The sequence below is a fragment of the Aureliella helgolandensis genome (assembly GCF_007752135.1).
GTDB lineage: Bacteria > Planctomycetota > Planctomycetia > Pirellulales > Pirellulaceae > Aureliella > Aureliella helgolandensis.
This window is the reverse complement of record NZ_CP036298.1, coordinates 1,752,776-1,779,093: the sequence shown is the minus strand read 5'-3', so window position 1 is coordinate 1,779,093 and position 26,318 is coordinate 1,752,776. Positions and strand designations below refer to the sequence as shown.

The window sequence follows — 26,318 nt, the reverse complement described above, 5'->3', positions numbered from 1 at the left end:
GCGTAAGTCGCTGCAACGTGTTGAGTTAGCTCGCAGCGATGCTTGGCTAGTGACACTACGATCTTGCCCACGCGCGTAAGGCGAAGTTTTGAAGTGGGTTTCGGTGCTGTGAGCGAAGGCGACCATGACTGCTATTGTAAGGCTTCGCCATGACCGCTCGCTATAGTTCAACTGACGGATTCTTCGGAGGTCCCGAGGCGTTTGCTGAGGCGAAGTTTTCGCAACCATGCGTTCCAGCGACATAGCACCCAGCCACCGTGGCCCTCTACCCAGCGATCATTCAGCTCGCCTCGGGCTTCGCGATCCCTGCCTTCTCTCGCAAGTGCCGACATCGCCAAGCAACCAGAATGATTTTTCGCTGCTACTCGAAAACCAACCTAATCCAAGGCTGCGTCTCGGTCAGGATCACTCGCAAACTGGCCTAGCCTATCGCCGTTAGAGACCTAATACCGTCAACAAGTTGCGACCGCGCACAGCCTCAACGGTAGGGTTAGCATTAACGCACAGCCTCCCCAATCCAGAATTCAGTTACGGATAGCTGTTATTGACTCCTGGTACTTCTATTTCCTCCCTAAAACCTTTGTCTTCTCTGTTTTCCTGAGTCGATCCTCCTTCACGATCCATCAGCGAGAAATAGTACGCATAAGGCTGTGGTGCAGAACGCTAAACAAATAAAAAACAGTTTGACTAGACTAGCTTCCAGTGGACACGGGGCTTTTCGAAGGAGAGTAAGCGCTCCCGGAAAGCCGAATGAGAATGCTAGAGCTACCATCGTTTCCGTAAGGAGTGGTAGCTCTTCTAGACCGAACGCAATTCGACTGACACCAATTCCGAGCAATAACTCACTCCCTGCAAGGGTTGCTACGGCAGGCAATTTCGATCGAAAACGTCGGTCTGCAAAAATCCAAAATGCTGCGACAATTGCAATAACATGCATAAGCAAAAAATTTCGCTGCTGCAATGAAAATGCTGCAATCGCAGATACGAACGTTAGGCAATGCAAATCGACCAACCTAAATTGAACCATTTTGTTCTGCCTGCAAAATTCGTTACCTCTAGATCATTACACCCGAGGACATGCAACCATAACCTGGAACGTATATATAGCCCGGGCCGCACGGACTTGGCGGAGCAGATGGCCGTGGCCCCGCAACGGACGGAATTGCGATAATTGGTGTTCCTGAACCGAACGGTTCAGTCCCTTCAACCGCAATATCCAGGTCCCCTGCAAGCACCTTACGAGTGCAGCAACTAGTCATTCCGCGTTCACCCCACCTGCCGGTTCTCATGGCGTCATTCTTGTGACAGCCACCGCATTGGCGACCCTGGGAATTGTTGTACAGTTGAGCTTGAATGTTCCTCATGATGGCTTGTGTTCCGATGGGATCGTCATGCACGTCGACGTACTCCCGCCATTCGCCAATACACTTAGAGCACTTACATCCGTATTCATTGGCTAGAAGCCCTGACGCAATGCAGTGTCGAATAGCCGAATGCAACGCCTGGTTATTCTTCACATTTCCATCTGGACCGATATTTGCATTCACCCAATGCTCCCAGTCCTCGTCGCTCACTCCAGGTGGACGATTATTCCTTTCGAACACCGGATAATCTAGATTTGTAAGCGATAATTCATTCGAACTATTAACTATCTGACCAAGCCTCGCCTTAATCTTTTGAGAGCCAAAACCTTCGATAAAATCACAAAGCATCCCCCGGCACGCCCACTTGCAATTACCCCATGCCGCCTGGATTTGTCTCGTGGATGGGTTTAATTCTAAACCAGATGGATCCATGAATTTAAGCGGTCGACTTTGCACATAGGCGTACAAACACTGACTGCGTCCCTTAAACCCAATCGGATCCCTGGAGCAAAACGCGATCGGGGTAGTCGTACATGTAGGCGTGACCATCGTCGACACACTTTTCGTCAGGCTTGGCGGTCACGGAGTCGCTGTTGTAGTTCGGCTAGCTGAGTCGTAAGTGTATCGATACTCTTGGATTGGAGTTCACTGTCTGTCGTAAGGGTATCTCCCAGCAACTCCTGAAGCAACTGGATCTTGCCTGCTAGCTTGCCTTCTTCGCGTGCGCCTGAAATGGCCCATTCATAGTCACGTTGGGCTTTTTCGCGTTGATCGTACATGGCTCGGTCCTCTATTTGGGCGGATATCGTTTCTATCGTCTCAATGGCTTGCTCGAACTCAATGCCTGGCAATAGCTCTCGCAATGCTGCGGACTCATAGTCTTGAGCAAAAAGCAGCAGAAATGCCCACTGCTGAATTTTCGATGCCTGCGAGATCGTCCCTTCCTCCAAATTATATTTACAAAGCTCGACAGTGTGAACTTCAACCGCACGAGCCAATTCGCGGCCGCTGACGACATCGACCATCTGAAAGCGATGAGCAAACTCAAAAGGTGCCACCCACTTTTCGTTTTGACAGCATTTGCCATTGCTACCAATTGAAGCTGCTCGTTTGGTATAGAAGCTAGCAAAAGCAGTTCAAGCAAAAGATGGGTGGCACTTTTTGCTGCTCCTGCTTTTTGCTGCTCTTACCGCAAGAAACGTCGTGAACAATAAGGCGAAGCCATAGAGCCCAGCTGCAAAGCGCAGAGAAGCAGCGATGGCCTTTGATGCTGTAGATCGCCAGACAAGTGAAGCGACAATTGTAAGTCCTCAAGGAAAAGAAACGAAGAAGGTGAGTTTGAGTGCCCCCAGTGGGATGACGCCTGCCGTAACCGGTGGCAACAAAGAATTGTCCATTTCAAAAACGCTCAACCTCGCAGCCCCGGTGCACTGATTGGCAGTCGGCGATTTTGAATCGATGGCGAAACGACGCGGCTGCATATAGCCAAATCACAAAGAAAGCTAGCCAACCAAGGGAAAGGCTTGGGTTGTCGGCCAATTCTTGCAAGTCAAGTTGTCTCTTGATCATGCGGTACAGGCCAACGAAAGTTAGCAACACCAACGGAGCCAGGGCGAAATCAACGCAATTACGCAATCTAGCGGAACCGAACCATTCGGACCAAAGACAGAAGATTGAGAGCGAAAGAAACAGAAGAATCAACACGCGACTCTCATGGAAGTGAACCGTCGTATCACTGCGGAAGTAAGTGCTAAAGAGATCAAAAAGATTGCTCCAAGTTGAGGCGACTGCAAGGCACGCAAGAGCGGTTGCCAGCAAAACGAGTCGAGGTCGCCCGGCCATGGGTTCCGAAATTGAAACTGATGGCTGATAGGGATTCGTCATAACGATTTCCGGCGGATAACGGTGGACTACCGCGGTCCCGGCACTTGGCATCGAACTGCAAAGCGAACAAGCCAACGGAACTCGCGTTCAATCCATGGTTCCACAACCATTGTTGAAGCAGTCCGAAACCTAAAACAGTAAATCGGACGTTAGTGCTCGCTCGAGTTCCATTTCCGCAAGCCGTCTTCCCGACGTTGCAAGCAATTCATTTGAATCGTCTGCCATTGCCCTCGATTTAAGTACGCCATAAGACGCTTTAATTTCTGGGAGGTTTTCGAGTCGTGCCTTCAGTAGTTCGATCCGAGCATCCCGAGTTTCGGCAACATCGAGATCAGCGGAAGAAAGAGCGGCGTCAGCCTCCCCAATTGGTACGCGCCAGATTTTCGCAGCTCGGAATTGAGCGTCAAAAACTCCAACTCGTTTAGCCAAGACTTCGTGGCGATATTGCAAAGCGCTTTGCGCTTCGAAGAGCTTGCGGGACTATTCGACTGCGCAGCTGATTCCGAGGATAAAGTTGATGCTGCGACCACCGCAACGATCATCAGAGCATGCAACGACAGTCGGTAAAACCTTTAAGTTTCTCCTGGTTGTGGAACTCCGGCAATTACTGAGTCGGAACGACTGACTACCCACTTCAAAACAGACGCAAGTCCGACTTCGCGTGCATCCACTCGTCATGCACGACTATGGCGACGCACTCGGCGAAAACCAAAGCAAAGCGTTGCCCCCCAGAGAATCACCATAGAGGCAGGCTCTGGAACTGAAGTTACTCCGTACTGCAAGTGGTCGACTTCCCAGTTATCAGATCCGGGCATAGCAATTCGAAACGAGGAAATGCCTTCAGGGCTTGCAAACCCGATAAAGCGATCCTCTTCAGTAGTTCTTGAAATGCTAGCATCTCCTAGTGAAAAAGCACCCTTCAATCCGAACGAATCTCCATTCCTGTCGAACGCTTCGAATGTGGTGTTATCTATAAGGTCATCAACATTTGGTACACCACCTCCACTGCTGCCGACATCTGTCCAAACGATACCGACGTGCGTTGGCAATTGTCCGCCTAGTTCGCTTCTATCAAATTCGAATGTAAAAGAACTGGTCGAAAGGCTGGAAAACAGGCTTCTCGAAATTCCAGTTGCGAATCCGTCGATTGTTCCGTCGTCACCATCGACCGAATCACTAACAGATGTCCCAATGCCCGTGGTGGCAAATTCAAGGAGCGAAACACCGGGCGTGTTTAACAATCCATCTTCAAAGTCCTCAAGATAAAAGAGGTCAAACTCTAGGTCGCGAAACGGGCTCACCGCCGCGCCTGCGTTCGCGTCATCAAATGCACGGTACTCGGTTGGGGCAAAGAATTCTTGTGCTTCAAGGGACTGTGTCGCAAGGAACAGCAGCAAGACAGGACAAGTCACTTTGATCAAGTTGCAATACACGAGTTCTCCGTTCAATTATCGAAAGTGCGTAACGTTTGGGTGGACTGCGGTCGCTGGCTAAGGTGGTTTGCAAAGTTGGACCGCCTCGGCGACTCCAGTCCAACGCGTGGTTCGTCGGTCTTCGTTACCGTTTCGCGTCGGACTCCGCATCCATTCTAGTATAGCCGTATCAGCACCGCCAAACTCCACGATGCGATCTTTATGCATCATGAGCCCGAGAGCGTGCTCGATATCCCAAGTATAATTAAGGTAGATTCCCATGTAAGCAACACCATCTTTGGCCGCTCGGTGAAAGTGCACCCCCGCGAAACCAATGGAGTTGTTCAAGCCATCGGGGGCTAAGATGTTGGGCATCTGGCTTGGTGTCACGAAGTCTGCGTATCGTGTTTGCAGTTCCGCATAGTCGCGAAAGGCCCGCCTTTTGATGGCCACGGTAATTCTTTTCGCATTGCGTCGAAGGTGTTTGTAACCAGCGACCTGCGACTTGGTTGAGGGTGGGCGTCTTTTTGTTCATTGCGGCGATGATCGTAATTGAACCATCGCTGTAGTCGTCTGCCTCGAACGGGCGAAAACCAGGCCCCCCTGGAATGACACCCTGGCAGCCCCAATGACTGTTGTGCCCTGAGAGCGTAGGGAAGGGATCGCAGTCAATCGTCGTAGGGTTACGCTTCGCCATCCAATCGACTCAAGGAATTCAGAGAAGGGCGTCCTGTCAGACGAACGGCACGCGTCACCCGCTACACGCGAAATATTCTCAACTTCAAAACCGTCCGACTCGCGCAATCGCGATGGTTATTGGGACGTCTCTTTCGGGAACACCGACGGCTCAAGTCCCTGATTGAGACAATCAATGAATTTGCAGAATTCTACACGGTCTGTAGTGTAAGCGGTTTGTGTGGAACAACTCCAGTAAATTTTACCCAGTTCCTTTTTGCGAGCGTTTTTGGAGCGGCTGCAAGGTCTAATTCGACCAAGTTGCGAATGTCTTGCGCAATGAGATCTCCGATGTCGGGTGCTCGCCAGAAAATTGATTGCGATTCCTCGTTTTCGACGAGGTTAGCAGAGAAAGGGGCGCCAGCCGACGCAAACGGACCAGCCGTCGATTTCGTTTTATTCTGTCCGATGTCGTCAATTACGTTCTCGCTGTCGGCATCGAGCTCGTTCCGGTTTCGTGGCCCGTGCCTGCGGGCAAGAATAGTATCGTTCAGTTGTCGACGGTGTCGTTGACGCTAAGCCAGCAGTTCGAGAGCATCGCCATCGAAAACAAACTCAATAGGTGCCACCCACTTTTCGTTTTGACAGCACTTGCCACTGCTAGCAATTGAAGCTGCTCGTTTGCTATAGAAGCTAGCAAAAGCAGTTCAAGCAAAAGATGGGTGGCACTTTTTGCTCCTTCTCTCGAAGGAATCAAGTCAACGTGCGGAGCAAGAGATTCCAAATCCTGGAGCGTTCTACGCACAGTCAGTGAGTTCACACAACTTTCGTTAGCACATAACAACACCGACCACTTCATCGGCAGGTTGGTCTGGTGGCAAAAATGCTTAGATGTCGCCGACTCATGTGCATCGGATTGCTCTCGGCTCTCGACTGCTAGGCCCTAGAGGTTGAGATGCACCGTCTTCAGTATAGCAAAGGAGGTTTATTGTCACGCAGGACGGCCTTGAATTGCATGCGTCTGGCTGGCGATCCTGGCGTTTCACCGAGCGAGTCCTCCGGCATCGAACGGGATTCCCCATCCATTTCGTTTGGTTGAACGACTGCGAAGCAAGTGCATTCGTGCGGTTCGAAATGCTGTTTCAGCTGACCAACACTTCTCATCCGTCAGGGGTATACCGGCCGCCTGTTAATCATTTCCACGTTCATACTTCGTTCCCCTTGGTAACCGAAGCAGTTTCAATTGACGTCGATTGGGATTGAATCCGACAACGTATTGCAATCTATCCGTCGGGATGACTTCAAGGTGCGGTTGGAAGTGAATTGAGGTTACAAGATCCCGGCGGATAGATTGGGCGTTGAACTGGCCGGTGGAGCACTCAACTTCTTGGGAACCCCATGCGGATTGCAGCCCGTTTTCTATCGCCACGGTCAGTCTACCAGACGGTGACTACCAGTTGCAACTGTTTAGGTGACAGCTGGAGAGGAGCTGAGCTTAGTGGATTTGCGGATTGTGATAGGCGAGATCTGTGGTGGCGCAGACGGAGAGGAGGGGAGATTTCTGTGCGTAGAAGCCTTCGTACATACGGCGATGTTCAGCAGTGGTAAAGGTATTGAGCTCACGGCACTGTAACCTGCTTAGGGAGGACGAGAGCGGAGGAGGTGGAGCAGCGGACAGTAGATCGCTGCACTGCGGTAGACTTCGATCTCAAACACCTGCTTCCAACTTGGACGTGGGGTCTTGCTGATGCTCTCCAGGGGAACATGGCAGTGAGGGCACTCCGGTTCGGTGCGTTCACCGGCAGGCGGGGTCTTGGGCTCTTCTTCAATCTTGACCGTGTCGGGTGGCAAGAGTTCTCGACAGCGCTGCAAGTAGGCTTGGCTCTTAGTGGTGTGGTAGCCCCCGTATCGCCGAGAACGGATGAAGCCCTTGGGGAGGATATGCAGCGCCCAGCGGCGAACGAACTCCGTGCCGCGAAGTTCAACTGGTTCCACACGCTGGGGACGTCCCTTGTCTTTACTGCGAGCCAAGAACTGTACCCAGCCATCTTCATCGCGCAGGATGCGAGTGTCACCGATGGGGCCGCCGGTGAGATAACGCGTCAGGTATTTTAGGACATGCGCAGGCTTGCTCTGCCCATGCTGTGGTCCCTCTACATAGACGTTCCAGTCGGTGGTCTGAAGCTCTTGGCACCAGCGTTTTAGCTCAGCCGGGTCGTGGAGCTTCGACCACTCTCCCTCCAGTTTGAGCTCGCCTTGCCGCACCAGTCGCCGTAGACCGTACATAAAACGTCGCTGGAAGACTCGCCCGAGCTCCTCAACGTTAACCAAGTAGGGCTTGCGGTAGCTTGGATCGGGATGCTTGGATGTCATCCACTCATCGCCCTCCAGCGCAGGACCGCCACCGGGAGCTACGGCATGGATGTGGGGGTGATGCTCCAGGCGTTGGTTCCAGGTGTGGAGCACCATCAGGGCCGCCGGCTGGAATTTCCCATTTCGCCGCAAGAAGTGGTTCAGTGCTCGCCAAGCTGCGAGGAACAACAGGTTGTATAACTCTCGCCGATTGCCAAGGACCAGTGGCGATAGTTTGTCGGGAAGTGTGAAGACGACCTGGAAGTAATTGACTCCGGGTAACACCAGCTGGCTGGTTCCGTCCAGCCAGTCACGCCTGCGAGCACCGCTGCACTCTGGGCAATTCCGATCGGTGCAGGAGTTGTACACGACCGATCGGTAGTCGCATTGCGGGCAGCGGTAGCGTCGCTCCTTGAGTACAGGTGTACGACACAGTAAGATCTTCGACAGAACGCTGCGGACGTGGTGAGCGAAGCGATGACGCATCACGGCCGCAGCGGTGTACCGTCTGAGAACGTCAATGACTCGAACTACCGCTGGGGCCGCCTGCTCTTCGGCTTGCGTTTGTGGTGTCCCGATGTTCGCCGCTGGGTCAAGGGCGCTTCCGGCTGGAGAGGGGCTTCCAGCTCGGGAGCTTCTGAAAGTAGACTGGGCAGTTTCCTCGGAGCGGTCAGTTCGTGCTGGATCGCTGGAGGCTGCTGGACAACTGGATCGGATTCCGCCCACTGTGGGCACTGCCGCACGGGCATCCAGTCGATGGGGCTCGGGGAGCGTTCGAAGTGTTGTCGTCGGACGTGCAGGTAGATCATCGTGGTCACGAAGCTGGCGTGTCCCAGGAGTTTGCTGATCGTCAGTAGGTCGACTCCCGCTTCGAGCATGCTCGTCGCAAAAGTGTGACGAAGACTGTGAGGCGTGGCGGGTTTGTTGATCTGCGCCTTGGCGACTCCCAGCTTGCAGGCCTTCTGCACTGTGGCACTCGAGAGAGGCACCTCGGGTGTCTTCCCCGAAAAGAGATAGTTGCGTGGCTTCTCCAGTAGCCAGTACTCCCGTAGCTCTTCGAGCAGCCTGGGTGAGACGGGCACGAGCCTTTCTTTGCTCCCTTTTCCGAGTGTAATTAGGATCTGTTTGCGGTCCCCATCCACGTCGGCCACAAGCAGGTTGGTCGCTTCCCGCAGTCTCATGCCGGTCGCGTAGCAGGTCAGTAGTATCATTCGATGTTTGGGATTGTCGACACATTGGATCAGCCTGGTTGCCTCTTCATCCGACAGGACCACGGGCAATTTCTTAGGGCGTTTCCCGAAGGGGATGTGCCGCACGGCCCAATGGCGTTTGAGGGTCACTTCGTAGAGGAAGCGTAGGCCACAAACGGCTTGGTTAAAGGAACTCCAAGACGACTTCTTCTGTTCGATCATGTAGATCTGATATTTTCGGATCTCTTCGGGGCCCAGATTCTCCGGTGGACTATCAAAGAACTCGCAGAATTTATTGACGTGCCAGGTGTAGGCGTCAATGGTCGACTGGGCCATATTGCGGATCTTCATGTCCTGGGCCATACGAGCGATGTAGCGATTGAGACGAAACTGGTAGGGTGTCATGCTGGATGCTCCAGAGAGAGTAGACAAGAGGAGGCAACAGACAGAGCATCACAGCCCGGCTCGTCACCGTTGATCTACTAAGAAGCATGCACTAGAAACGACTAGGGCGCCAGAAGAAAATGGCAAGAAACCGGAGAAACCTCGGGGTGCACCCAGGTGTACTTCCCGCCTGAGTCTTAACTATCCCGCGCGTTGGAACTAGCCGCGAACCGGCTTAGTTCAACGCCTGCCATAACCGGGCCACCGCGGTTGATGCTCCTTTTAAGAACGCGTGATCGGCAGATCCGCGTTCATGCCCTTGTTATCTGGCGGTTTCAGCTTACCACACGACTGGCAATGTGATGATTTTCCCGGTTCGTTTGACAATAACCGAACTATGTCCTCCGGGAATCTGCTTTCTCATTGCGAATCGAAACGAATCTTGCGAGTCAGCTTCGGGCCAACGATAGTCTCCAATTCCCAAAATCAAATCGCCCTTTTCGAGACCTGCTAATTCTGCGGATGTGTTTGGCGAAACTTTACTCACCACGAGTCGCGAGTCATGCATTTCATCTAAAAAAACGATTCCCAGGCCTACCGCTGGTAAATGTTCCAACCATGCATCGGGCAGGGCGACTTGAAATTGCCGCATCCGTTCGAGCGTGATTACCGGACCAATGAAAGTGATACGGACCGATGGGGCGTGTGAACGACAGTAAATCTGCAATTGGTCGAGATCACGCCGATTGCCCTTCCACTCACACGGAACGGTGAATCTGAGAACAGACCCATCTTCCGCCCTCTCGGCGCGAATGCCAACCGCGAGTAGTCGCTCAGCAGACTGTGCACGATGCGTCGGTTCTGCAGGACGCCCCTGCGTGCTATTGGTCAACAGAACCAGTGCAGCAATTCCCAACTTGCCGAATGCGAATCCGTTCATGTTCAACTCCAAATTATTTAGATACAAACGAATAGCAATCTACCCCAGCTGGGAGCGCAGCGCGCACGGAGGGATAGATTGTGCGTTGAGCTGAGACGCTTCGCTCGACAGGTGCTATGCGGATAGTATTGAGCTGACGTCTGTTGAGAGTCAGTTTAGCCTAGTCAGAGATGGCTTGGCAAGCAGTTTGTCGAGCTGCCGGGCAGTCGCGTAGAGGATCTAGCGACACTAGGGGCTCTTTTGTCGTTGATTTGTCGACCAGTGGGCAGCGGTTGGGCGTCAATGCGTATGCACCGGAGCAGGATACTGTAACGATGTCGTAGCGTGGGGGCACTAGGCTAGCTCTCGAACCAAGAGTGATGGTTGGGTCCATAGAATAGGTCCCGTCAGCTCGGACGACGAGTCTCGGAGAGGAGTTGCATGGGTTGTGGGCATTTGGCACAACAACGCTCTGGTCGCAACATGCGTTCCTACAGTGAGTGAACTGGCTCCAATTGAAGTGTCGTCGTTTAAGCAACGGGGACGTCTAAATACGCGACCAACGCGCCGTTACTCCGCACAGACGCAACGGTCCACACCGCCTGAACACGAGATATTTTTGTCATCAGGTGAAAACGGTAAGAGACCATTATTTTTGCAAAGTTTGCAATCTCAAGCATGCTTCTACACTGCAAACGCCAGCAGCGACAGAGTAGAGAAATTCGGCGGGGCCCGAGCGGAGTTGGCGAGGCTAGCGGATTGGGCTGCGTTTGAGGAAACGCCGCCTAGCTGCTGCGAATTGCAGGCGATCGGCAATATTCCGACGCTCTTTCGGCCTGTCAGCGCGAATGGCTACTGGATGTGACAATTCCCACTCGACAGGAAGAAGGCGGTGAGGCCAGACCGCACCTGTGCCAGGGGGCATCTCTACTTGGCAATACCGATACCCGTCGACGACGCCTATCCTGTTTGGTCAATGCCGTTAATATTTACGCATGACTACTGATAATTGGATCGTCACCTGCATTCTAGTTGCGACAATCATTGCATTCTTGCTGGATCGTTTTCGGCTCGACATGGTTGCGTTCGTCTCTTTATTGGCACTTCTGCTGACGGGTATTCTCACACCGGCCGAAGCGACGGACGGTTTCTCCAATTCGCTGGTCTTGATGATCGCGGGACTCTTCGTCGTTGGTGGTGCAATCCTGGAATCTGGCGTAGCAGATCTTGCGGGTAGGTGGCTAGGCCGACTTGGCGGCACTTCTACGATTCGCCTGACGGTAACCGTAATGCTCACCAGTGCGTTGTTGTCGGCATTTCTCAGTTCGACGGGAACGGTTGCAGTGATGTTGCCAGTCGTGCTTAACCTTTGTCGCCGCGCAGAAGTCTCGCCATCAAAGCTGCTGATCCCACTAGCATTTGGCGCGTCGCTAGGCGGCATGCTGACGCTCATTGGAACGCCGCCTAATATGGTCGTCAATCAGGAATTGCGCGACGCAGGGCTGGAGACATTCCAGTTCTTTTCATTCGCTCCTGCCGGAATCGTCATGCTCGGCCTTGGAATTGTTTTCATGTGCACGATCGGCACACGCCTGCTTCCTAGGCAGCTACCTGGTGCCGAGGGTGTGACTCGAAAACAAGGATTCGTCTCACGTCCAGAACTCATTCACAGCTACAACGTTGGCGATCAGATTCGCAAAATCAGAATCCCAAACGGATCGACCTTTGCCGGTCGCACGTTGCGCGACATCGGGCTTCGTACAACCTATCATGCCAACGCGCTCGCGGTTTCCACGGACAGCAATCGAGGACCGGTGGTGCGAAAGTGCAATCCTGAAACTTTGCTCCAACCCGGTGACACATTGTATATCAAGTCATCGAACGAAGACGCCCTTCAAAAACTCATCCTTGACGGTCAGATGAAATTGGTTGCTTCATCGGCAACGTTACCTAAAGAGGTCCATCTTGCCGAACTCATCATTCCACCGCGATCGGAATTTGTCGGCCGAACGGTTCGGGACGTGGACTTCTTTCGGGTGTATGGGGCAATGGTGCTCGCCCTACATGATGGAAACCAGCCCGTCACCACTCGAACCTCAGATACCACGCTGGGGCCTGGTGACACCTTGTTGATCGCCGCCAATGCAAGTGCGTTGAAGAGACTCAGTAAAGCGCGAAACAATATAGTGTTGGTCAGCGAGCAGGAGGAGGAAAGCGATTCGCCGCTTACCCCCACCGCACGCTGGGTCATCATGATTTTGGTTGGAATGCTAATTGCGCTTAGTACTGGCATCGTCGCAAACGTCACCGCTGTCCTTGTCGCCGCAGCACTGATGGTGCTTGCCGGTGCTTTTCGAGGTTCGAACGTCTATCAGAGCATCAATTGGGAGAGCATTGTGATGATCGCCTCTGTCATGCCGCTTGCAACGGCATTGGAAAAGACCGGGACACTCGACCTAGTCGTCAGTGCGATTGTAGAATCCCCGGGGCTTACGAGCCCCAGAGCGCTCTTGCTGCTACTATTCGTCGTGACGTCTTTGCTCAGCCAGGCTATCTCGAATACTGCGACAAGTGTGCTGATTGCTCCTCTTGCACTCGAACTTGCCGAGCAGCTTGGGGTTTCTCCCTACCCTTTACTGATGGGCGTTGCATTGGCCGCATCGACCGCCTTTTCAACGCCTGTTGCGTCACCAATCAACGCGTTGGTAACCGGAGCGGGAGGCTATCGCTTTGGAGATTTCCTAAAAGTGGGAGTGCCACTCCAGCTACTGATTCTTCTGGGAACTCTCGCCATCGTACCGCTCCTGTTTCCGTTCAATCCCTAGACGGATCCAATCCGCGTCTGCAGAATTCGCAAACAGTTTCGCGCGTTGTTGAAAAGCAAACGTCTTGGCGATGTCCGCCGTACAGTTGGGGCAGCTTCCTCCCTCGTTTTCCCAGCGGTCGATCGCGTATTCGTGCGTCACCTTGTCCATTGCGTTGCTCCTAGGATTGGCTGCTTCAGTACGCGATGCTGCTCGGCACCACCACTAGCGGAGGCAGCAATGCATCCTGCTGTCATCTTACTAGAGCGAACGGCGTCCCCAAAGTGGCTTGGCTTTTTTTAAGGCTCAATCCTACCGAACACCTCGGCGCGGGGAGCACTCCTCACAGGCCTCGCGCTGTCGAGCATGCCAAGAGCGTCAACTTTAGTTGTCACACCGCAATCGCTGATGACGTTTGCGTCGTGAAACGGGCTCGGGGAACCATGACATTCCAATTCGCTCTGCCTGGCGCAAAAGTTGCATTGGTTGTAGATGTAGTGAAAGTCGGCCGGCAGCACTGCTGCATTCCTCGTCGCCCCCTCTCTGTACTGGCACACTGTACTGGCACATTCGAAGCTAAACGCCAGTTCCTGAGAGAACATCGCAACCTCTATCGGCCCACGCCGAGAAACCACGAACGGGCGCGTTGCAACCAGTGACTGGGCGCAACTGTCGCGATGACCGGGAACGATACGATTCCAACGCGTGTAGACGATGGTTCCTGACACCAGTAGTGCCAGCCAATCGGATGGCGCCCACACCCTTCCCCAAAACTCTTCGATACGACATCATTCTCAACGAGATTCTTCTCCATGACATCGTGAAAAATCATTGTGACTTGTGAAGATTTCAATCGTCTGGTTGAATTGTTGAAGTACGAGTTGTTGGGCGTCATTGCTGCCCTGACCGCTTTCCAAAAGCTGGCGAGTGAACTCCATCGCGCGACGATCGTCGATGCTGGCTCGGTGCCAGCCGACGTGGTGACGATGAACTCAACCGCCAAGCTAACGGATTTTAAGTCTCAAGCAACGGACTCCTATACGCTGGTTTATCCCGAAGACACGAATATCGCCAATGGTCGATTGTCAAGTCTCGCACCAATCGGAACCGCAATCCTGGGTTACCGGGTCGGAAACCGAGTTCATTGGGAGGTCCCAACCGGTAAGAGCAATTTGCGGATCGACGAAGTGGTCTATCAACCCGAACGGGACCGGGCTGTTGAAATATTAACCCGCCGCGTCAGCAAGGATAGGTGGTCTCCACTACAGGGCGGTTAGGGGTGCTACCTGCACGTTAAAACTCAAGACGCTATTAAATCAACAGCCGTGACGCCGTTGGTCGGTAACTCTCGAAGCTTAAGCCCACACAAAGGAACGCAAGCATGCAACGTTTTAAGAACATCTTGGTCGCTACCGACACGCGGCTTGGCAACCAAGGCATTGTCGGCGAATCTGCGAAACTCGCAAAAGAGTGCCAAGCCACTTTGAAAATCGTCGATGTGGTTCCGCTGCTACCTTGGAATGTTCGTTTATTCGTAAGCAACCATGAACATATTCATGAATTGATGATCCGCGAGAAGCAAGAGCAACTCGAGGCGTTGGCAGCGCCGCTACGCGAGAATGGATTCGACGTGGAGACAAAAGTACTGGTCGGAAAATCGTCCGTTGAGATCATTCGTGAAGTTTTGCGAGCAAAACACGATCTTGTCGTGCGTGTCGCCAAGGGGGCCGACAGTCGGCGAAAGGGATTCTTTGGAACGACTGCAACACGGTTGCTGCGAGAATGCCCATGCGCCGTCCATTTGGTCGCACCGAATTCAGCGTCACCAGTCCGACACGTCTTGGCCTGCGTCGACACTTCAACAGACGAAGTCATCGATGCCGAGCTGAACGAGGAAATTTTTAACCTAGCTCAAGCGATCAGTAAGCGGGAAGACGCAAGATTCTCGATCGTCCAAACTTGGACCATTAGTGGCGAACACTTGCTCAAAGAACGAATTACCAAACAAGAATACGTGCAGATGAAAGAAAGCCGCCAAGAACACAGCGAACAAATGTTCGACAAGTTCCTGCGCGGACACGGCTGTGGCATCAACGACGACTTTGTCCATATGCTCAAGGGCGATGCGCCCCAGGTGATTCCAGAATTTGCGTCGCTTAATGGCGTTGATTTGATCGTGATGGGTACGGTTGGTCGTAGCGGCGCGGCGGGTCTGGTGATCGGCAACACAGCAGAGCGAATTCTAGACTCTATCGAGTGTTCGGTCATCGCGGTGAAACCGAGTTGTTTTATTTCCCCTATCAAAATGGGGGACTACGTCGAGGCGAATTAAGCCTAGAGGTCAGCAAGGGGACGTCTCTTAATCCATGAACTACGCGGCGGACCATCAATCCAACACTTCACAGGAAGACTCGGTGGGCAGATTAATGAAGGCAATTGTGGTTGCAACAGATTTCTCGGAACGCTCGGACCGCGCGATCCGACGTGCCAAACTGCTGGCACGAGAACATGATGCAACGCTACACTTGGTTCATGTTGTCGACAATGATCAGACGCAGTCGCTCGTGCTGGCAGAACGGAACGCATCGACCGAACTCCTTGAGAAACTGACACTCTCTCTCCAAGAAATCGACTCCGTGAAATGCGACTTTCACGTGGTACTGGGAAAACCGTTTTTCGGTATCAACCAGGCTGCACGAGACCTGCAGGCTGATTTGGTTGTCATTGGTCCGCATCGCCGACAGCTGCTCCGGGATATCCTGGTCGGGACAACTGCCGAGCGCACGATCCGCACCGCAGACCGTCCCGTCTTGATGGCCAACGGATTTCCGGCTGGCCTGTACAGTCGAGCGATTGCCGCCTCCGACCTATCCATTTATTCAGAGACAACGATCCGCAAAGCTAAATCACTCGGTTTGCTTGATCGGCTGAACACCTCTCTGCTCTACGTATTCAGCGACCCTGGACTTGCTCTGATGAACCGCGCGTCGTTGAGTGACGACGAGAAACAAACGTACATAGCTGAGGCGAGAAACCGTGCAGAAAAGGAGGTTGAGTCATTCATGGATAGAATCAAACTCGACGGGATCTCCACGATCCTACAACCCTCGAATGGCAGCATCGCCGAAACGATTTGCAAGACAACGCAAGATTTATCTGCGGAATTGATCGTCGTTGGAACGTGCAGTCGATCGGCGTTTACCCGAGCACTCATAGGCAGCGTGACAGAAGGCGTCTTACGGCACTCTGACCGAGACGTGCTCGCGATACCACCGCCGCAAAACGAGGCGGTTCCCTGATACCGCAACAGGCTGCGTTAACGAGCCGCCGTTGGTTTGGCCGTAGCGTATTTTATCCACGACGGACTGCTGCGATTGCGTCAGCGACACTGCGATAGTATTTTCGAGTGCATTGCGGAACCAAAGATACGATCGGTTGTTGTGCGGATCACTAGGAACACATGCTCCATGGCAGCTCCCCTTGACGGGCGTGAATGAGTGGCCACGCGAGCTCATTCGCGCCGGTTCTCACTGTTTCTCTGCTAATCGCTCCTGCCAATCACCGCCTAGAGCATCGTCGTTGTCACGAAGCAACTCATGGCTGGCTAGAATATGTAATAGAGGTGTGGATAGGTCCCCAGCAGGTCATCGTGCCAGAGATGAACTCCAACGGCTGGCCAAGCGATATTACCTATGCACGCAAGGCCAATCTGGAATTCAGTTGGCGGAAGCATGACGGACGGCAACGAACATCAAGCGATGGCAATCTTTGCAGAGCGAGCTGCTCACTAGTCCGTCCGCAGCCATCCAATAACTGAAGACAGCTGCTCCGACCGCCAATAGTTCGTAACGTTTCTCGCGAGTATCAGTAGAATGAAGTCGATCACAATTATTATGGTAGCGATGGTCTCAGCAGTCGCTTTCACTGGCCTCTCAGCTTCCGAACTCACCGTGCGAGAGCAGCAACGCATCAGCGTTCCGGAAGCACACCAAGCAGTGGCCGTTGATGCAACATCTTTCTATGCAATTGCCAATCGCACTATTGCTCGCTATGCAAAGGGAACCGACAAACGACTTGCAAGCTGGACCGCGCCGGCTGGGTCTGCAATATTACACCTCAATAGCGGTGTGGTCTTCGACGGAAAACTTTATTGTGCTAACTCGAACTGGCCCGCAGCGCCATTGAAAAACTCTGTTGAAATATTCGACGCCGAAGCCTTGCAGCCTATAGAAACAATACCGTTTGAAGAAGCGGCAGGTGCTATCAACTGGATTGAACGCTATCGAGGATCATGGTGGATCGTATTTGCATTTTACGGAGATGCCGAAATCCGCCGCACAAAGCTGGTTCGGTACGACGACCAGTGGAGCCCAACGGGAGAGTGGACCTTCCCCGAAACCGTGATTCAGCGTTTTTTGCCCAACAGCAATTCCGGTGGGGCTTTCGGTCCCAATGGAAGCCTGTTCGTGACTGGCCATGACCACGCCGAACTCTATGTCCTGCAGGTACCGCAGGACGGTGGCGAGCTAAGCCATCTCGCGACAGTTGCGGCACCGATTGCCGGTCAAGGAATCGCCTGGGATCGTAGCGACATCGGTAGCCTATGGGGTATCGTTCGCAGCGGTCATGAAGTGGTCACGATGCGTCTGTCGCATACCGATGAATACGCAGAACTACGTCGGCCCGTCGAATGGATTCGAGATCAATCCAACCCCGTTTTGCCACCACGCCCAGGCGAATTCGATGCGACGCGCTGCATGAATCCGTGGATTCTCCGTGACCGAGACACCTACCGGTTATTCTATTCCGGCGGTCATCAAAACGGAAAACAAAAGATTGGTGTCGCGACCACACCGGTCGGTGACGTTAACAATTGGACTCGGACTGGGCCTTTGTTCGAGACCGGCGAAGCGGGCTCCTTTGATGCCCATTGGTGTGTGTTGCCTAATGTCGTACGCATGCGAGACAACCTGTGGCATCTATACTATACGGGCAATGCCGGGCAAGGCTTGGGGCTGAGCGCGTTTCCTGGTATCGGGTTGGCAACGAGTAACGACGCTACTACCTGGACGCGTCATGGCGACCAACCTGTTCTCGCTCCAAGCGATGAATACGGATCTCCCGACGCGATAGGAGTCGCGGGCGGATCTGTGATTCAAATGCCACAGGGCGACGGTCCGCCGCAGTGGCGGTATTACTACACCGGTTGCCCCACAACTGGAAATGCCCTCGCTCTCCATCAGCAGAAAACGATCTGCCTGGCTACCTCAACGGATGGACTTCATTGGACCAAACTTGGAGCAGTCTTACTTCGTGATCCTAATCGCGATTATGAAGATATTGGGGTCGCCGGGCCGGTCGTACACCTGGAACCTGATGGCATGTTTCGTATGTGGTATTCGGCCATTGGAACGCGGCACGGCTTCTATTCGATTTGCTATGCCGAATCGGACGACGGGATTCACTGGCGGCGAGGTGCTCTATCCGACGCAAATCTTCAGCTATCGCCCATCGGCACCGGTTGGGAACAACAGATGGTCGAGTATCCAACGATCATTCGCGAAGGTGAGCATCTTCGCATGTTCTATTGTGGAAACGGATACGGTCGTACGGGTATCGGTACAGCCGTTTCCAAATGAGCGTGCGAGAATCTTGAAGGTCAAGCAGATACCGTCGTAATAGCATACGCCGCTCTTTCTAGATCTTCGGAAGACTCAGCGCAAATTGAGCACCAATCTGGAACATGACAGCAAGGGTGCGATCGCAGTTAACGTAGCGACGAGGCCTCCTGATGACCGAGGTGGGCCGGACCGTTGTGTGCTGATTTGACGTCTTACGTCCCGTCCCCGTCGAGGCCATGCTCTCCGCTTCGGGCTCGCTGCGTTAGGGTAAGCCCCGACGGATGAGTTAGAAAGAGGTCTCGAGCTGTTTGCACATGGGCTGATAGCACGTCAAAGAATCGGTACAGCACTGTGCTGCCTGGGGACGAGATCAACGCGGACTCAACCGCTTCGAATCGACAGGAGTCGAGGAGATTCAGTGGCATTGCGTTCACCGGGTGAAACTATTGGTATACCAGAGCGTGGTGGCTTACTAACGGCTGTTTTGGCGTGGCCCGAACCGCACCGCGAGAACTTTGCTTCGATTCCTTGGCTTTGGGGACAGGGAGCTTACTTGAACATTGCGTTTTGCCTGCACCGACCTGAGGTAAGCTTATTTTGCGGTGAGCAGTACGCAGGCGTCTGCGGCGAGGGCGCTGGCTCTTCCTAAAGCGGTCGGAGAATTTGGCTGTCAAGCAAGCGGTCCAACATGTCCTCCGAAATCGGGATCGCAATTGAGCTGCACAAACGCCTGCAGAGTGTTTCGAACTTGCTCCACAGCGCCCCGCGGTACCAAGAGCCACTCCAGTTGCGCAAGCAGATTCCGGAAGCGGAGCGCATCCTGCACACTGTCACGCGTTGGAGATGGGTGCGTTGGCAAAGAGAAATACACGGTGATTCCTATCGTCCCGCCATATCTCGGGCTTCAAAGACTCGCGAACCGCTGACTTTGAGTGACAGCCGCAGCTCCCTGAAGTCACTTAGCAAACCCGTGCGTTGCCGCGATGACGATCAGGTTGGGGCGGTTACCCACTGCGTCAGCGCGGGTTGACTTTGGTTGAAAACAGACGTGGATTGCGTTGGATGAATCGCTGAATTCCACGGTCGATAATCGATTCATTACCGCGTTTCATGTAGACATAGCCCGCAATGGAAACGAGCATTGCGCCTAAGGCATCGACGATCAAATCGATCATGGTGTCAGTCAGGCCAGAAGGGTCGTTCAGCATGGGCTTCTGCATGTTCATTCCGAAGAAGTGGTCCATCCCGAATTCAAACATTTCCCATACGGTTCCGATGGAGAGTGCAAAGCAAAATGCAAAGAACGCTACGAAGCCTGGGCGAAGGTGCAGATCCACGCGTGGTGTTTCGTTGAGCACGTAAACAAGCAATAGACCGAGGACTCCCAACAGTACACCGGAGGTAGCATGGAGCGCGATGTCCCACCACCAGAACTTGCTGTAAAACTGGCGTGTTTCGCCGAGGAACAACGAGGCGAAAATGAATGCAACCGTCAACACCTCAAATTCCGGAGGAATCTCCACTTGAACTCGACTCGCAAAAATTGTTGGGAGGAACGTCAACAGCAAAATTCCAGCAGCGATCGCTGCATTCAACCACAGGGCTTCATACACCTCCAAGAGAATCCCGAACGCGATCAACAGTCGTAGGAAGACGACCAAAAACTTGTGGATAACATCGAACCAGCTATCTTCATGTCGACGATTCATGGGCGCGCCGTGTTTTCCGCGTTGTGGACTACTGGTGCAGGCTCACTGAACAATACAGGCATTACGAAGTAACTTCGCCACGCTGGAGCGTGCCGACTGAAATTCTGACGGGCGCGCAAGCCGCACTTGTAGCAACTGGCGGCACCCCAATGGGAATGATAGATTGTACCAGTTAAGCAGATCGCCGAACGTCAAAGTTAAAGGGCTCGCATTATGAACAAGAACGAATCAAAGCCGACCACCACCGATGCGGGCTGCCCCGTCGCCAGTGACGAACACTCGCTTACGGTAGGCTGCGATGGCCCTATTCTGCTTCACGACCATTACCTCATCGAGCAGATGGCCAACTTCAATCGCGAGCGGATCCCCGAGCGACAGCCGCACGCGAAAGGTTCCGGGGCGTTTGGACATTTCGAAGTGACCCACGATGTCAGTGCTTACACCAAGGCGGCGGTGTTCCAACCAGGTACGAAGACAGAGACGTTGAGCCGATTCTCCACGGTGGCGGGAGAGCGCGGCAGTCCAGATACTTGGCGCGACCCCCGTGGCTTCTCGGTGAAGTTCTATACCAGCCAAGGCAACTACGACATGGTGGGGAACAACACGCCCGTGTTCTTTCTGCGCGATCCCATGAAGTTCCAGCACTTCATCCGATCGCAAAAACGTCGTGCGGATAATGGCCTCCGCGACCACGACATGCAATGGGACTTTTGGTCCCTGTCTCCCGAGTCGGCCCACCAGGTGACGTGGTTGATGGGGGACCGTGGAATTCCAAAGACTTGGCGGCATATGAACGGCTACTCCAGCCATACCTACATGTGGGTCAACGCCGCTGGCGAACGATTTTGGGTGAAGTACCACTTTAAGACGGATCAAGGCATCGACTTTCTCACGCAAGCAGACGCCGACCGACTGGCTGGAACGGATGGTGACTACCACCGTCGAGACCTATACAACGCGATCAAAAGTGGTGATCACCCAAGTTGGTCGTTGAAAGTACAGATCATGCCCTTCGAGGAAGCGAAGACATACCGGCTGAATCCATTCGATCTGACCAAAGTCTGGCCACATGCAGATTACCCGTTGCAAGATGTTGGGAAACTAACGTTGAACCGCAATCCGACCGACTTTCACACAGAAATCGAACAGGCGGCGTTCGAGCCGAACAACCTTGTGCCGGGCATTGGAATTAGTCCTGACAAGATGTTGCTGGGTCGCATGTTCGCTTACGCTGACGCACATCGACACCGACTGGGAGTGAACTACAAGCAGATTCCCGTCAACGCACCACAGTGTCCTGTGTTCAGCTACAGCAAAGACGGGCAAGGTCGGACGCAAAACGTTTCCGACCCCGTTTATGCTCCGAACTCGAAGGGCGGGCCGGCGGCTGATGGCGAGCGATATCCTGAGTCAGCGACTTGGTCGGCAGACGGCGAGTTTATTCGTGCCGCCTATACGTTGCGACAGGATGATGACGACTTTAGCCAGGCTGGCACGCTAGTGCGTGACGTCATGGACGAGAAGCAACGCGACCGACTGGTGTCAAATGTCGTCGGCCATCTCAAGGGGCTGGTGTTCGAGCCCGTGCTTGAGCGAGCGCTGGAGTACTGGAGCAACATCGACAAAAACATTGGCGCCCGTATTCGCAAGGGCGTGGCCGACGCCTAACTAGACGAAATGCGAATTCAGATATGGGCCAGATGGAGCAAGCGAGCCCTTCAACCGTTCGTACAAGACATCGGCAACGCGCCGCGTGTCTTGCGCAGAAAGCGAATCGTGATGAATTTGACTTATTCTGCTCTAGCCTGCGTGCCGATCGACCTCCCTTCCCTCAAGTCGTTGAATTGTCGACAAATGAGGGGGGAGGATTGAGACAATGGCGCAAAGTGTCGTTTTTACGCGGTCCGCGGATACTAGTCGGACGTGCGATAGATTGGCAAACGCAATCCCCAGAAGATCGCAGCCAAACGCAGACCGGTGCCCACGGCAATTCCCCCGACTGCGGCATACGGTTGCACCAAACCGAACGCCTGCAGCCCCAGATAGGCAGCCGCTCCAGCGATCGCTGCCGTTGCATACAAGTCCGGTTGGCGCAACAACAGCGGGACTTCATTGCACAGGACATCACGCAATACGCCCCCCGCCGTGCCCGTAATCGTTCCCATCAACACCACGATGACTCCAGGAAAATTCTGTGCCTCCGCAACCTGGGCACCACTAATCGCGAACAGAGCCAGTCCGAAGGCGTCGGCGACTAGCAAAGAGGTTCGCGGCAACTCGCGGAAACGCGTATATAGGATCGTCAGCACGGCAGTCGCGAGGATAACCAACAGGTAGGTCGCGTCCTCCACCCAAAAAACGGGATAGCGGTCAAGCAAGACGTCGCGGATGGTGCCACCGCCAATAGCCGTAACGGTAGCGATGATAGCCACACCGAGTACGTCAAAACTCTTGCGTCCGGCCGCCAGGACTCCGCTCACCGCGAACACGGCGACGCCCAGCAAATCTAGAATGTATAAGACCATAACAAAGCATGCTATTCCGTAAACAATCGTCTGGCCAGTCGGTTGCATGGAAGACGAGTTCTCTCGTGTTCATGAGATGCTTCAATACCGTGGCACCATTTGGCCGTCGTCGCCAGCAAGCGTGTGACCATCTGTTGAATGTGAATACGAAGCGTCAGCATAACATTTCTCGCGTTCCGAGCTGGAACAGTTCGTCTCCGCGTGTGACACCGGCGAGTCGCCAGCGTGCAAGCGTCTCTGCGAGCCCTTCCTCTGGTAGTGCAGTTTTCTATCGGAAACGCTCGACAACAAGACTTCAACGACTCTAACGTTGGGCGATTCCCCAAGTTGTCAGGATGCGTTGGCTGACTCAAATCCAATCGAGGATTTGATTGGCAAATACATTCGACTTGCCTTCATCTCAGCCTCTCTACCTCCGCGGCTCCGTCGCCTGACGACGCTGGAACAACTTCACTGATGACGCTACCACGCAGCGCAAAAGAGATTCCCTGCTGTGAATTCGTGCCAATCATCACGGCTTCGACGATGGGCGCTGTAACTGGTTTGTTAGCGTACCACTCAACCAGAAAGTTAGCACCGCTGCCGCCGGACACATCGTCCCGCGTGACGATAATTTCCGTCGTCCCCAGAGCGGGCAAACGCACCGATTTGGTGAGGTACGACTTGACTTCCTTGCCTTTGGTGTCGAAGTACCTTATTGACTCAACGACGATTGCGTCTTCTAAGCTAGTATTGCGAACGCTGAGTGTAATCGTCAGCAAGTACGGCTTCCCTCCACTGTGATAGATGTGTGAGTAGGCCGGAACATACACGACCTGCCCCTCCACTGGATCGACGGCCAGACGAGACAGGTCACCGCGCCCCAGCTCCTCGTCTTCCAATTCCTGTGGTGGGCTTTGACTCATCAAATCCTCGAAGGAATCAAGCCTGCGGCTCATGTAAATCGCATAGACAAACAGCGGAATAACGAACAAAGCGACGACTCCAGCGATGAGCCACTTCAGCTGTCGCATGAATGCGTCGACTTCTGTTACCGTAACCTGCTTTGCCATTTTCAATCTCCCGGATAGTTCGTCGAGTTCGTTCTCATTGAATGCGTGTTCGTCAACGCTTTCCACCCCAATTGCTTAGCAAAGCTTCTCTCAGCAAAAGTTCTGCAAGGCAAACTGCAGCCGATGTGGCTATACATAAAAGTGCCGTTGTCGAGTGCTTCTGTTTGGTAAGCCCTGTACATCCAGCAACATTGCTGTCTTCGGCTGAGTGCCAACAGCCTGGTGGCATGCAGTGCAGTCGAGCGAATTGCGACGTTGAGTTTGGGTACCCCATGGCCTTCGTGTTCTCAACAATCTCGGACCAAGTCCGGTTGCTCGCGCTAGGTCGCTCAGCGGCTAAGCGTTCGCTACCTGGCCCCCTCCAGGACGAGTCAGCGGGGAATCCACTAGCAACCGGCGTTCTGCAGTTCCCAACATGCTCTGATTGGAGCGGCCGTACTCCTTCGAGACACCAGCAAAAGCCTCGTCAAAAGAATCCTTGGGCAAAAACTGGATCTGCCAGCCTTCCCAAAGTTACTGAGTAAGATCTTTCATGCACACAAACAATCCAACCGTATCAAGATAGCATTTCCCTTCCATCTTTGTAATGCTTGACCACCCCTATCCCCAGCGTTTCGTTTGCAGCGAGTGAGCAATGTTGTCGACGATGGCACCCATGGAATCATCAAGCCTGTTGCAGAGGGTCTGAACGGTATAATTCGGCCGACCAAGGATAGAGAGCTTCAGGTTATGTAAACTGAACGCCCGTTAGTCCCTAGAACTCAATCAGGATTTTGTAGCTGATGTCGCTGCCAATCATTTCGCTGAAGTCCGATGAACGTTGGGATTGCCATCAGTGTGGTGTTTGCTGCCACGGCAGTATCGTGCCGCTGAACTTGGAGGATGCGGAGCGATTGAAGAGCCAGCAGTGGGCCAATGAACCGGAATTCAAGCATACACGGCTAACCGTTCGCGATGACGCCGCAGAAAGTTCATTGCGACTGGCTCATCGTGAAGACGGAACGTGCGTTTTCCTGAATGAGGATGGACGATGCCGGATCCATTCGAAATTCGGTGAAGAGGCCAAGCCGACGGTGTGCCAGACCTTTCCTTTGCAGTTGATCCCGCATGAAAAACATGCGGTGCTGACAATCCGTCGCGCTTGTCCGTCTGCTGCCGCTGATCTTGGGGCCACGGTTGCGACACGACTTCCGAATGTCAAAAAACTCGTTCGCGATGGTCACTTGAAAGCCAATGCAGCGCCACCGCCGGTATTTAAAACGGGTGAATCGCGGCCCTGGCAGACGATCCAAATGCTTTTAGACGAATCAGGACAGTTGCTGCGCGATCAACGTTTTCCGCCGGTGCGCCGGTTGGTGCATGCCTTGCAGTTCGCGAGCCATCTGGAAGCGGCCAAGACGAGACGACTGGACGACAAACAGATCACCGAGTTGGCACGCACACTGAGGGAGTTGGAACCCGAAGAATCAAAACCCTTTTTCGCAGAGCGCCGGCCACCGAAAACATACTCGAAAATCTTGCTGCGACGGACTGCGGTGGTTTGTGGCCGCCTGCATCCCGAGTTCCGGCAGCGGGCGAGTTGGAAGACGCGGGTCGAGTTAGCACAGATCGCGTGGAAGTTGGTAAGGGGCAAAGGCAGCACCCCCGCTTTCAACAACGTGTTTCCGGAATCCAGCTTCGAAGCATTGGAAGAACCGATGGGGATCAAGTCGGCGGAAGTTTACGAGCCGCTGACTCGGTTCATCGAGACGAATTCGGAATCGCATCTCTACGCACTTGCGAATCGAGGCGGATGGTCGGTGATCGACAGTTTGCGAGGACTGGCGCTGTTGTTTCCCGTCGGTATGTGGCTGCTCCGATTGCAAAGCTACGGACGCGAACCAACGGTTGACGACATGTTGAAAGTCGTCGTCATGTTGGATCGTAGCCAAGGCTATGGTCCGCTGAGCGGGTTTGCACAACGTCAGCTAATCTCGACAATCAGTTTGAAACAAGAATTGGAGCGGTTAGTCGTGTGGTACATAAGATAGGAAAGAGAGACGCCCACTAAAATCACAGGAAGATTTCACGGATTGAGCGAGGAACAACGCCGGATGACCTCACTCCCCCCCTTCATTGCAGTGGTAGCCCGGGAAAAGTGCCGGCAACGGGCCTTTCGCCCATGACGGCAGCTCCATGGCGTGGCTACAGGATGGCCGAGATTTTTTCTGCACCTTCCTGCGTGTGCATTCGTCTCTCTCGAGTAGCTGACAATATTTCTCGGTGCAAACAGCGGCGCACACCGCGTCTACTGCTCGCAGGCGATGGGCGATGGGCAAAGGGCAAAGGGCAAAGGGCAAAGGGCAAAGGGCAAAGGGGCGATCCCGGGCGGGTCGGCTGGGACCATAGATCGCCAATGCTATCCCACAGGAACGAGTCCTAATCGTC

The 26,318-nt window shown here is 53.7% G+C and carries 18 protein-coding genes and 1 pseudogene; 9 read left to right on the top strand and 10 right to left on the bottom strand.

The genetic code is table 11. The features are described 5' to 3' along the window. Positions 1-1,930 precede the first annotated feature (1,930 nt). On the bottom strand, positions 1,931-2,422 hold the full coding sequence (locus tag Q31a_RS06335; protein WP_145075606.1) for a PD-(D/E)XK nuclease family transposase: 492 nt from the start codon (positions 2,420-2,422) through the stop codon (positions 1,931-1,933). Between the two features lie 199 nt (positions 2,423-2,621). Here Q31a_RS06335 and Q31a_RS29980 point away from each other — a divergent pair, with 199 nt between their 5' ends. Then, the gene (locus Q31a_RS29980) at positions 2,622-2,798 is read left to right on the top strand and encodes a hypothetical protein (RefSeq protein WP_197356315.1); all 177 of its coding nucleotides are present in this window, start codon (positions 2,622-2,624) and stop codon (positions 2,796-2,798) included. A gap of 1,124 nt (positions 2,799-3,922) precedes the next feature. Here Q31a_RS29980 and Q31a_RS06330 read toward each other — a convergent pair. The 5 genes and pseudogenes from Q31a_RS06330 to Q31a_RS06310 all read right to left on the bottom strand — a co-directional run bounded on the left by Q31a_RS06330 (position 3,923) and on the right by Q31a_RS06310 (position 10,201). Then, complete coding sequence (locus Q31a_RS06330; protein ID WP_197356313.1) at positions 3,923-4,681, bottom strand: hypothetical protein; 759 nt, start codon at positions 4,679-4,681, stop codon at positions 3,923-3,925. Positions 4,682-4,738: 57 nt separating this feature from the next. Then, a pseudogene (locus Q31a_RS06325) lies at positions 4,739-5,155 on the bottom strand (DUF6985 domain-containing protein); the annotation flags it as partial. Positions 5,156-6,973: 1,818 nt separating this feature from the next. Beyond that, positions 6,974-8,209, bottom strand: a complete 1,236-nt coding sequence (locus Q31a_RS06320) for an IS91 family transposase (RefSeq protein ID WP_261342719.1) — start codon at positions 8,207-8,209, stop codon at positions 6,974-6,976. A gap of 8 nt (positions 8,210-8,217) precedes the next feature. After that, positions 8,218-9,282, bottom strand: a complete 1,065-nt coding sequence (locus Q31a_RS06315) for a tyrosine-type recombinase/integrase (RefSeq protein WP_231691087.1) — start codon at positions 9,280-9,282, stop codon at positions 8,218-8,220. 319 nt (positions 9,283-9,601) lie between these two features. Beyond that, positions 9,602-10,201 carry a PDZ domain-containing protein gene (locus tag Q31a_RS06310; protein WP_145075594.1) on the bottom strand — a complete coding sequence of 200 codons (600 nt, stop codon included), beginning with the start codon at positions 10,199-10,201 and terminating at the stop codon, positions 9,602-9,604. A 974-nt stretch (positions 10,202-11,175) separates the two neighbouring features. On the opposite strand from Q31a_RS06310, the gene Q31a_RS06305 reads away from it, so the two are divergent. The 5 genes from Q31a_RS06305 to Q31a_RS06285 all read left to right on the top strand — a co-directional run bounded on the left by Q31a_RS06305 (position 11,176) and on the right by Q31a_RS06285 (position 18,623). After that, positions 11,176-13,005 (top strand): SLC13 family permease, encoded by a 1,830-nt coding sequence (locus Q31a_RS06305; RefSeq protein ID WP_145075591.1) that lies wholly within the window; start codon positions 11,176-11,178, stop codon positions 13,003-13,005. Between the two features lie 812 nt (positions 13,006-13,817). Further along, positions 13,818-14,261 carry a GreA/GreB family elongation factor gene (locus Q31a_RS06300; RefSeq protein WP_197356311.1) on the top strand — a complete coding sequence of 148 codons (444 nt, stop codon included), beginning with the start codon at positions 13,818-13,820 and terminating at the stop codon, positions 14,259-14,261. A 104-nt stretch (positions 14,262-14,365) separates the two neighbouring features. Then, complete coding sequence (locus tag Q31a_RS06295) at positions 14,366-15,316, top strand: universal stress protein (protein WP_145075583.1); 951 nt, start codon at positions 14,366-14,368, stop codon at positions 15,314-15,316. A gap of 34 nt (positions 15,317-15,350) precedes the next feature. Then, positions 15,351-16,283: a universal stress protein gene (locus Q31a_RS06290; protein ID WP_145075579.1), complete on the top strand. Its 933-nt coding sequence runs from the start codon at positions 15,351-15,353 to the stop codon at positions 16,281-16,283. A gap of 573 nt (positions 16,284-16,856) precedes the next feature. Further along, positions 16,857-18,623, top strand: coding sequence for a glycoside hydrolase family protein (locus tag Q31a_RS06285; RefSeq protein ID WP_145075576.1), 1,767 nt, complete (start codon positions 16,857-16,859; stop codon positions 18,621-18,623). Between the two features lie 194 nt (positions 18,624-18,817). Here Q31a_RS06285 and Q31a_RS06280 read toward each other — a convergent pair whose 3' ends face one another. Further along, on the bottom strand, positions 18,818-19,030 hold the full coding sequence (locus tag Q31a_RS06280; protein ID WP_145075573.1) for a hypothetical protein: 213 nt from the start codon (positions 19,028-19,030) through the stop codon (positions 18,818-18,820). A 263-nt stretch (positions 19,031-19,293) separates the two neighbouring features. Here Q31a_RS06280 and Q31a_RS06275 point away from each other — a divergent pair, with 263 nt between their 5' ends. Then, complete coding sequence (locus Q31a_RS06275; RefSeq protein WP_145075570.1) at positions 19,294-19,635, top strand: hypothetical protein; 342 nt, start codon at positions 19,294-19,296, stop codon at positions 19,633-19,635. Here the strand turns inward: Q31a_RS06275 and Q31a_RS06270 are convergent. Next, positions 19,622-20,314, bottom strand: coding sequence for a hypothetical protein (locus Q31a_RS06270; protein ID WP_145075567.1), 693 nt, complete (start codon positions 20,312-20,314; stop codon positions 19,622-19,624). The genes Q31a_RS06275 and Q31a_RS06270 overlap by 14 nt on opposite strands. A 213-nt stretch (positions 20,315-20,527) precedes the next feature. Between Q31a_RS06270 and Q31a_RS06265 the strand changes: the two genes are divergently transcribed. Next, positions 20,528-21,982 carry a catalase gene (locus Q31a_RS06265; protein WP_145075564.1) on the top strand — a complete coding sequence of 485 codons (1,455 nt, stop codon included), beginning with the start codon at positions 20,528-20,530 and terminating at the stop codon, positions 21,980-21,982. 245 nt (positions 21,983-22,227) lie between these two features. Here Q31a_RS06265 and Q31a_RS06260 read toward each other — a convergent pair whose 3' ends face one another. Then, a complete protein-coding gene (locus Q31a_RS06260; protein ID WP_145075561.1) occupies positions 22,228-22,839 on the bottom strand; it encodes a trimeric intracellular cation channel family protein in 612 nt (203 codons plus the stop codon). A gap of 395 nt (positions 22,840-23,234) precedes the next feature. Then, on the bottom strand, positions 23,235-23,891 hold the full coding sequence (locus Q31a_RS06255) for a DUF3124 domain-containing protein (RefSeq protein ID WP_145075558.1): 657 nt from the start codon (positions 23,889-23,891) through the stop codon (positions 23,235-23,237). A gap of 782 nt (positions 23,892-24,673) precedes the next feature. Between Q31a_RS06255 and Q31a_RS06250 the strand changes: the two genes are divergently transcribed. Beyond that, positions 24,674-25,921 (top strand): YkgJ family cysteine cluster protein, encoded by a 1,248-nt coding sequence (locus Q31a_RS06250; protein ID WP_145075555.1) that lies wholly within the window; start codon positions 24,674-24,676, stop codon positions 25,919-25,921. Positions 25,922-26,318 lie beyond the last annotated feature (397 nt).

What these genes read in the sequence shown, in the direction of transcription:
- Q31a_RS29980 (WP_197356315.1), top strand. Translation starts at nt 2,622, where the DNA reads ATGGCCTTTGATGCTGTAGATCGCCAGACAAGTGAAGCGACAATTGTA.
- Q31a_RS06315 (WP_231691087.1), bottom strand. Translation starts at nt 9,282, where the DNA reads ATGACACCCTACCAGTTTCGTCTCAATCGCTACATCGCTCGTATGGCC.
- Q31a_RS06310 (WP_145075594.1), bottom strand. Translation starts at nt 10,201, where the DNA reads ATGAACGGATTCGCATTCGGCAAGTTGGGAATTGCTGCACTGGTTCTG.
- Q31a_RS06305 (WP_145075591.1), top strand. Translation starts at nt 11,176, where the DNA reads ATGACTACTGATAATTGGATCGTCACCTGCATTCTAGTTGCGACAATC.
- Q31a_RS06295 (WP_145075583.1), top strand. Translation starts at nt 14,366, where the DNA reads ATGCAACGTTTTAAGAACATCTTGGTCGCTACCGACACGCGGCTTGGC.
- Q31a_RS06290 (WP_145075579.1), top strand. Translation starts at nt 15,351, where the DNA reads ATGAACTACGCGGCGGACCATCAATCCAACACTTCACAGGAAGACTCG.
- Q31a_RS06285 (WP_145075576.1), top strand. Translation starts at nt 16,857, where the DNA reads ATGAAGTCGATCACAATTATTATGGTAGCGATGGTCTCAGCAGTCGCT.
- Q31a_RS06280 (WP_145075573.1), bottom strand. Translation starts at nt 19,030, where the DNA reads ATGCCACTGAATCTCCTCGACTCCTGTCGATTCGAAGCGGTTGAGTCC.
- Q31a_RS06275 (WP_145075570.1), top strand. Translation starts at nt 19,294, where the DNA reads ATGTCCTCCGAAATCGGGATCGCAATTGAGCTGCACAAACGCCTGCAG.
- Q31a_RS06270 (WP_145075567.1), bottom strand. Translation starts at nt 20,314, where the DNA reads ATGAATCGTCGACATGAAGATAGCTGGTTCGATGTTATCCACAAGTTT.
- Q31a_RS06265 (WP_145075564.1), top strand. Translation starts at nt 20,528, where the DNA reads ATGAACAAGAACGAATCAAAGCCGACCACCACCGATGCGGGCTGCCCC.
- Q31a_RS06260 (WP_145075561.1), bottom strand. Translation starts at nt 22,839, where the DNA reads ATGGTCTTATACATTCTAGATTTGCTGGGCGTCGCCGTGTTCGCGGTG.
- Q31a_RS06255 (WP_145075558.1), bottom strand. Translation starts at nt 23,891, where the DNA reads ATGGCAAAGCAGGTTACGGTAACAGAAGTCGACGCATTCATGCGACAG.
- Q31a_RS06250 (WP_145075555.1), top strand. Translation starts at nt 24,674, where the DNA reads ATGTCGCTGCCAATCATTTCGCTGAAGTCCGATGAACGTTGGGATTGC.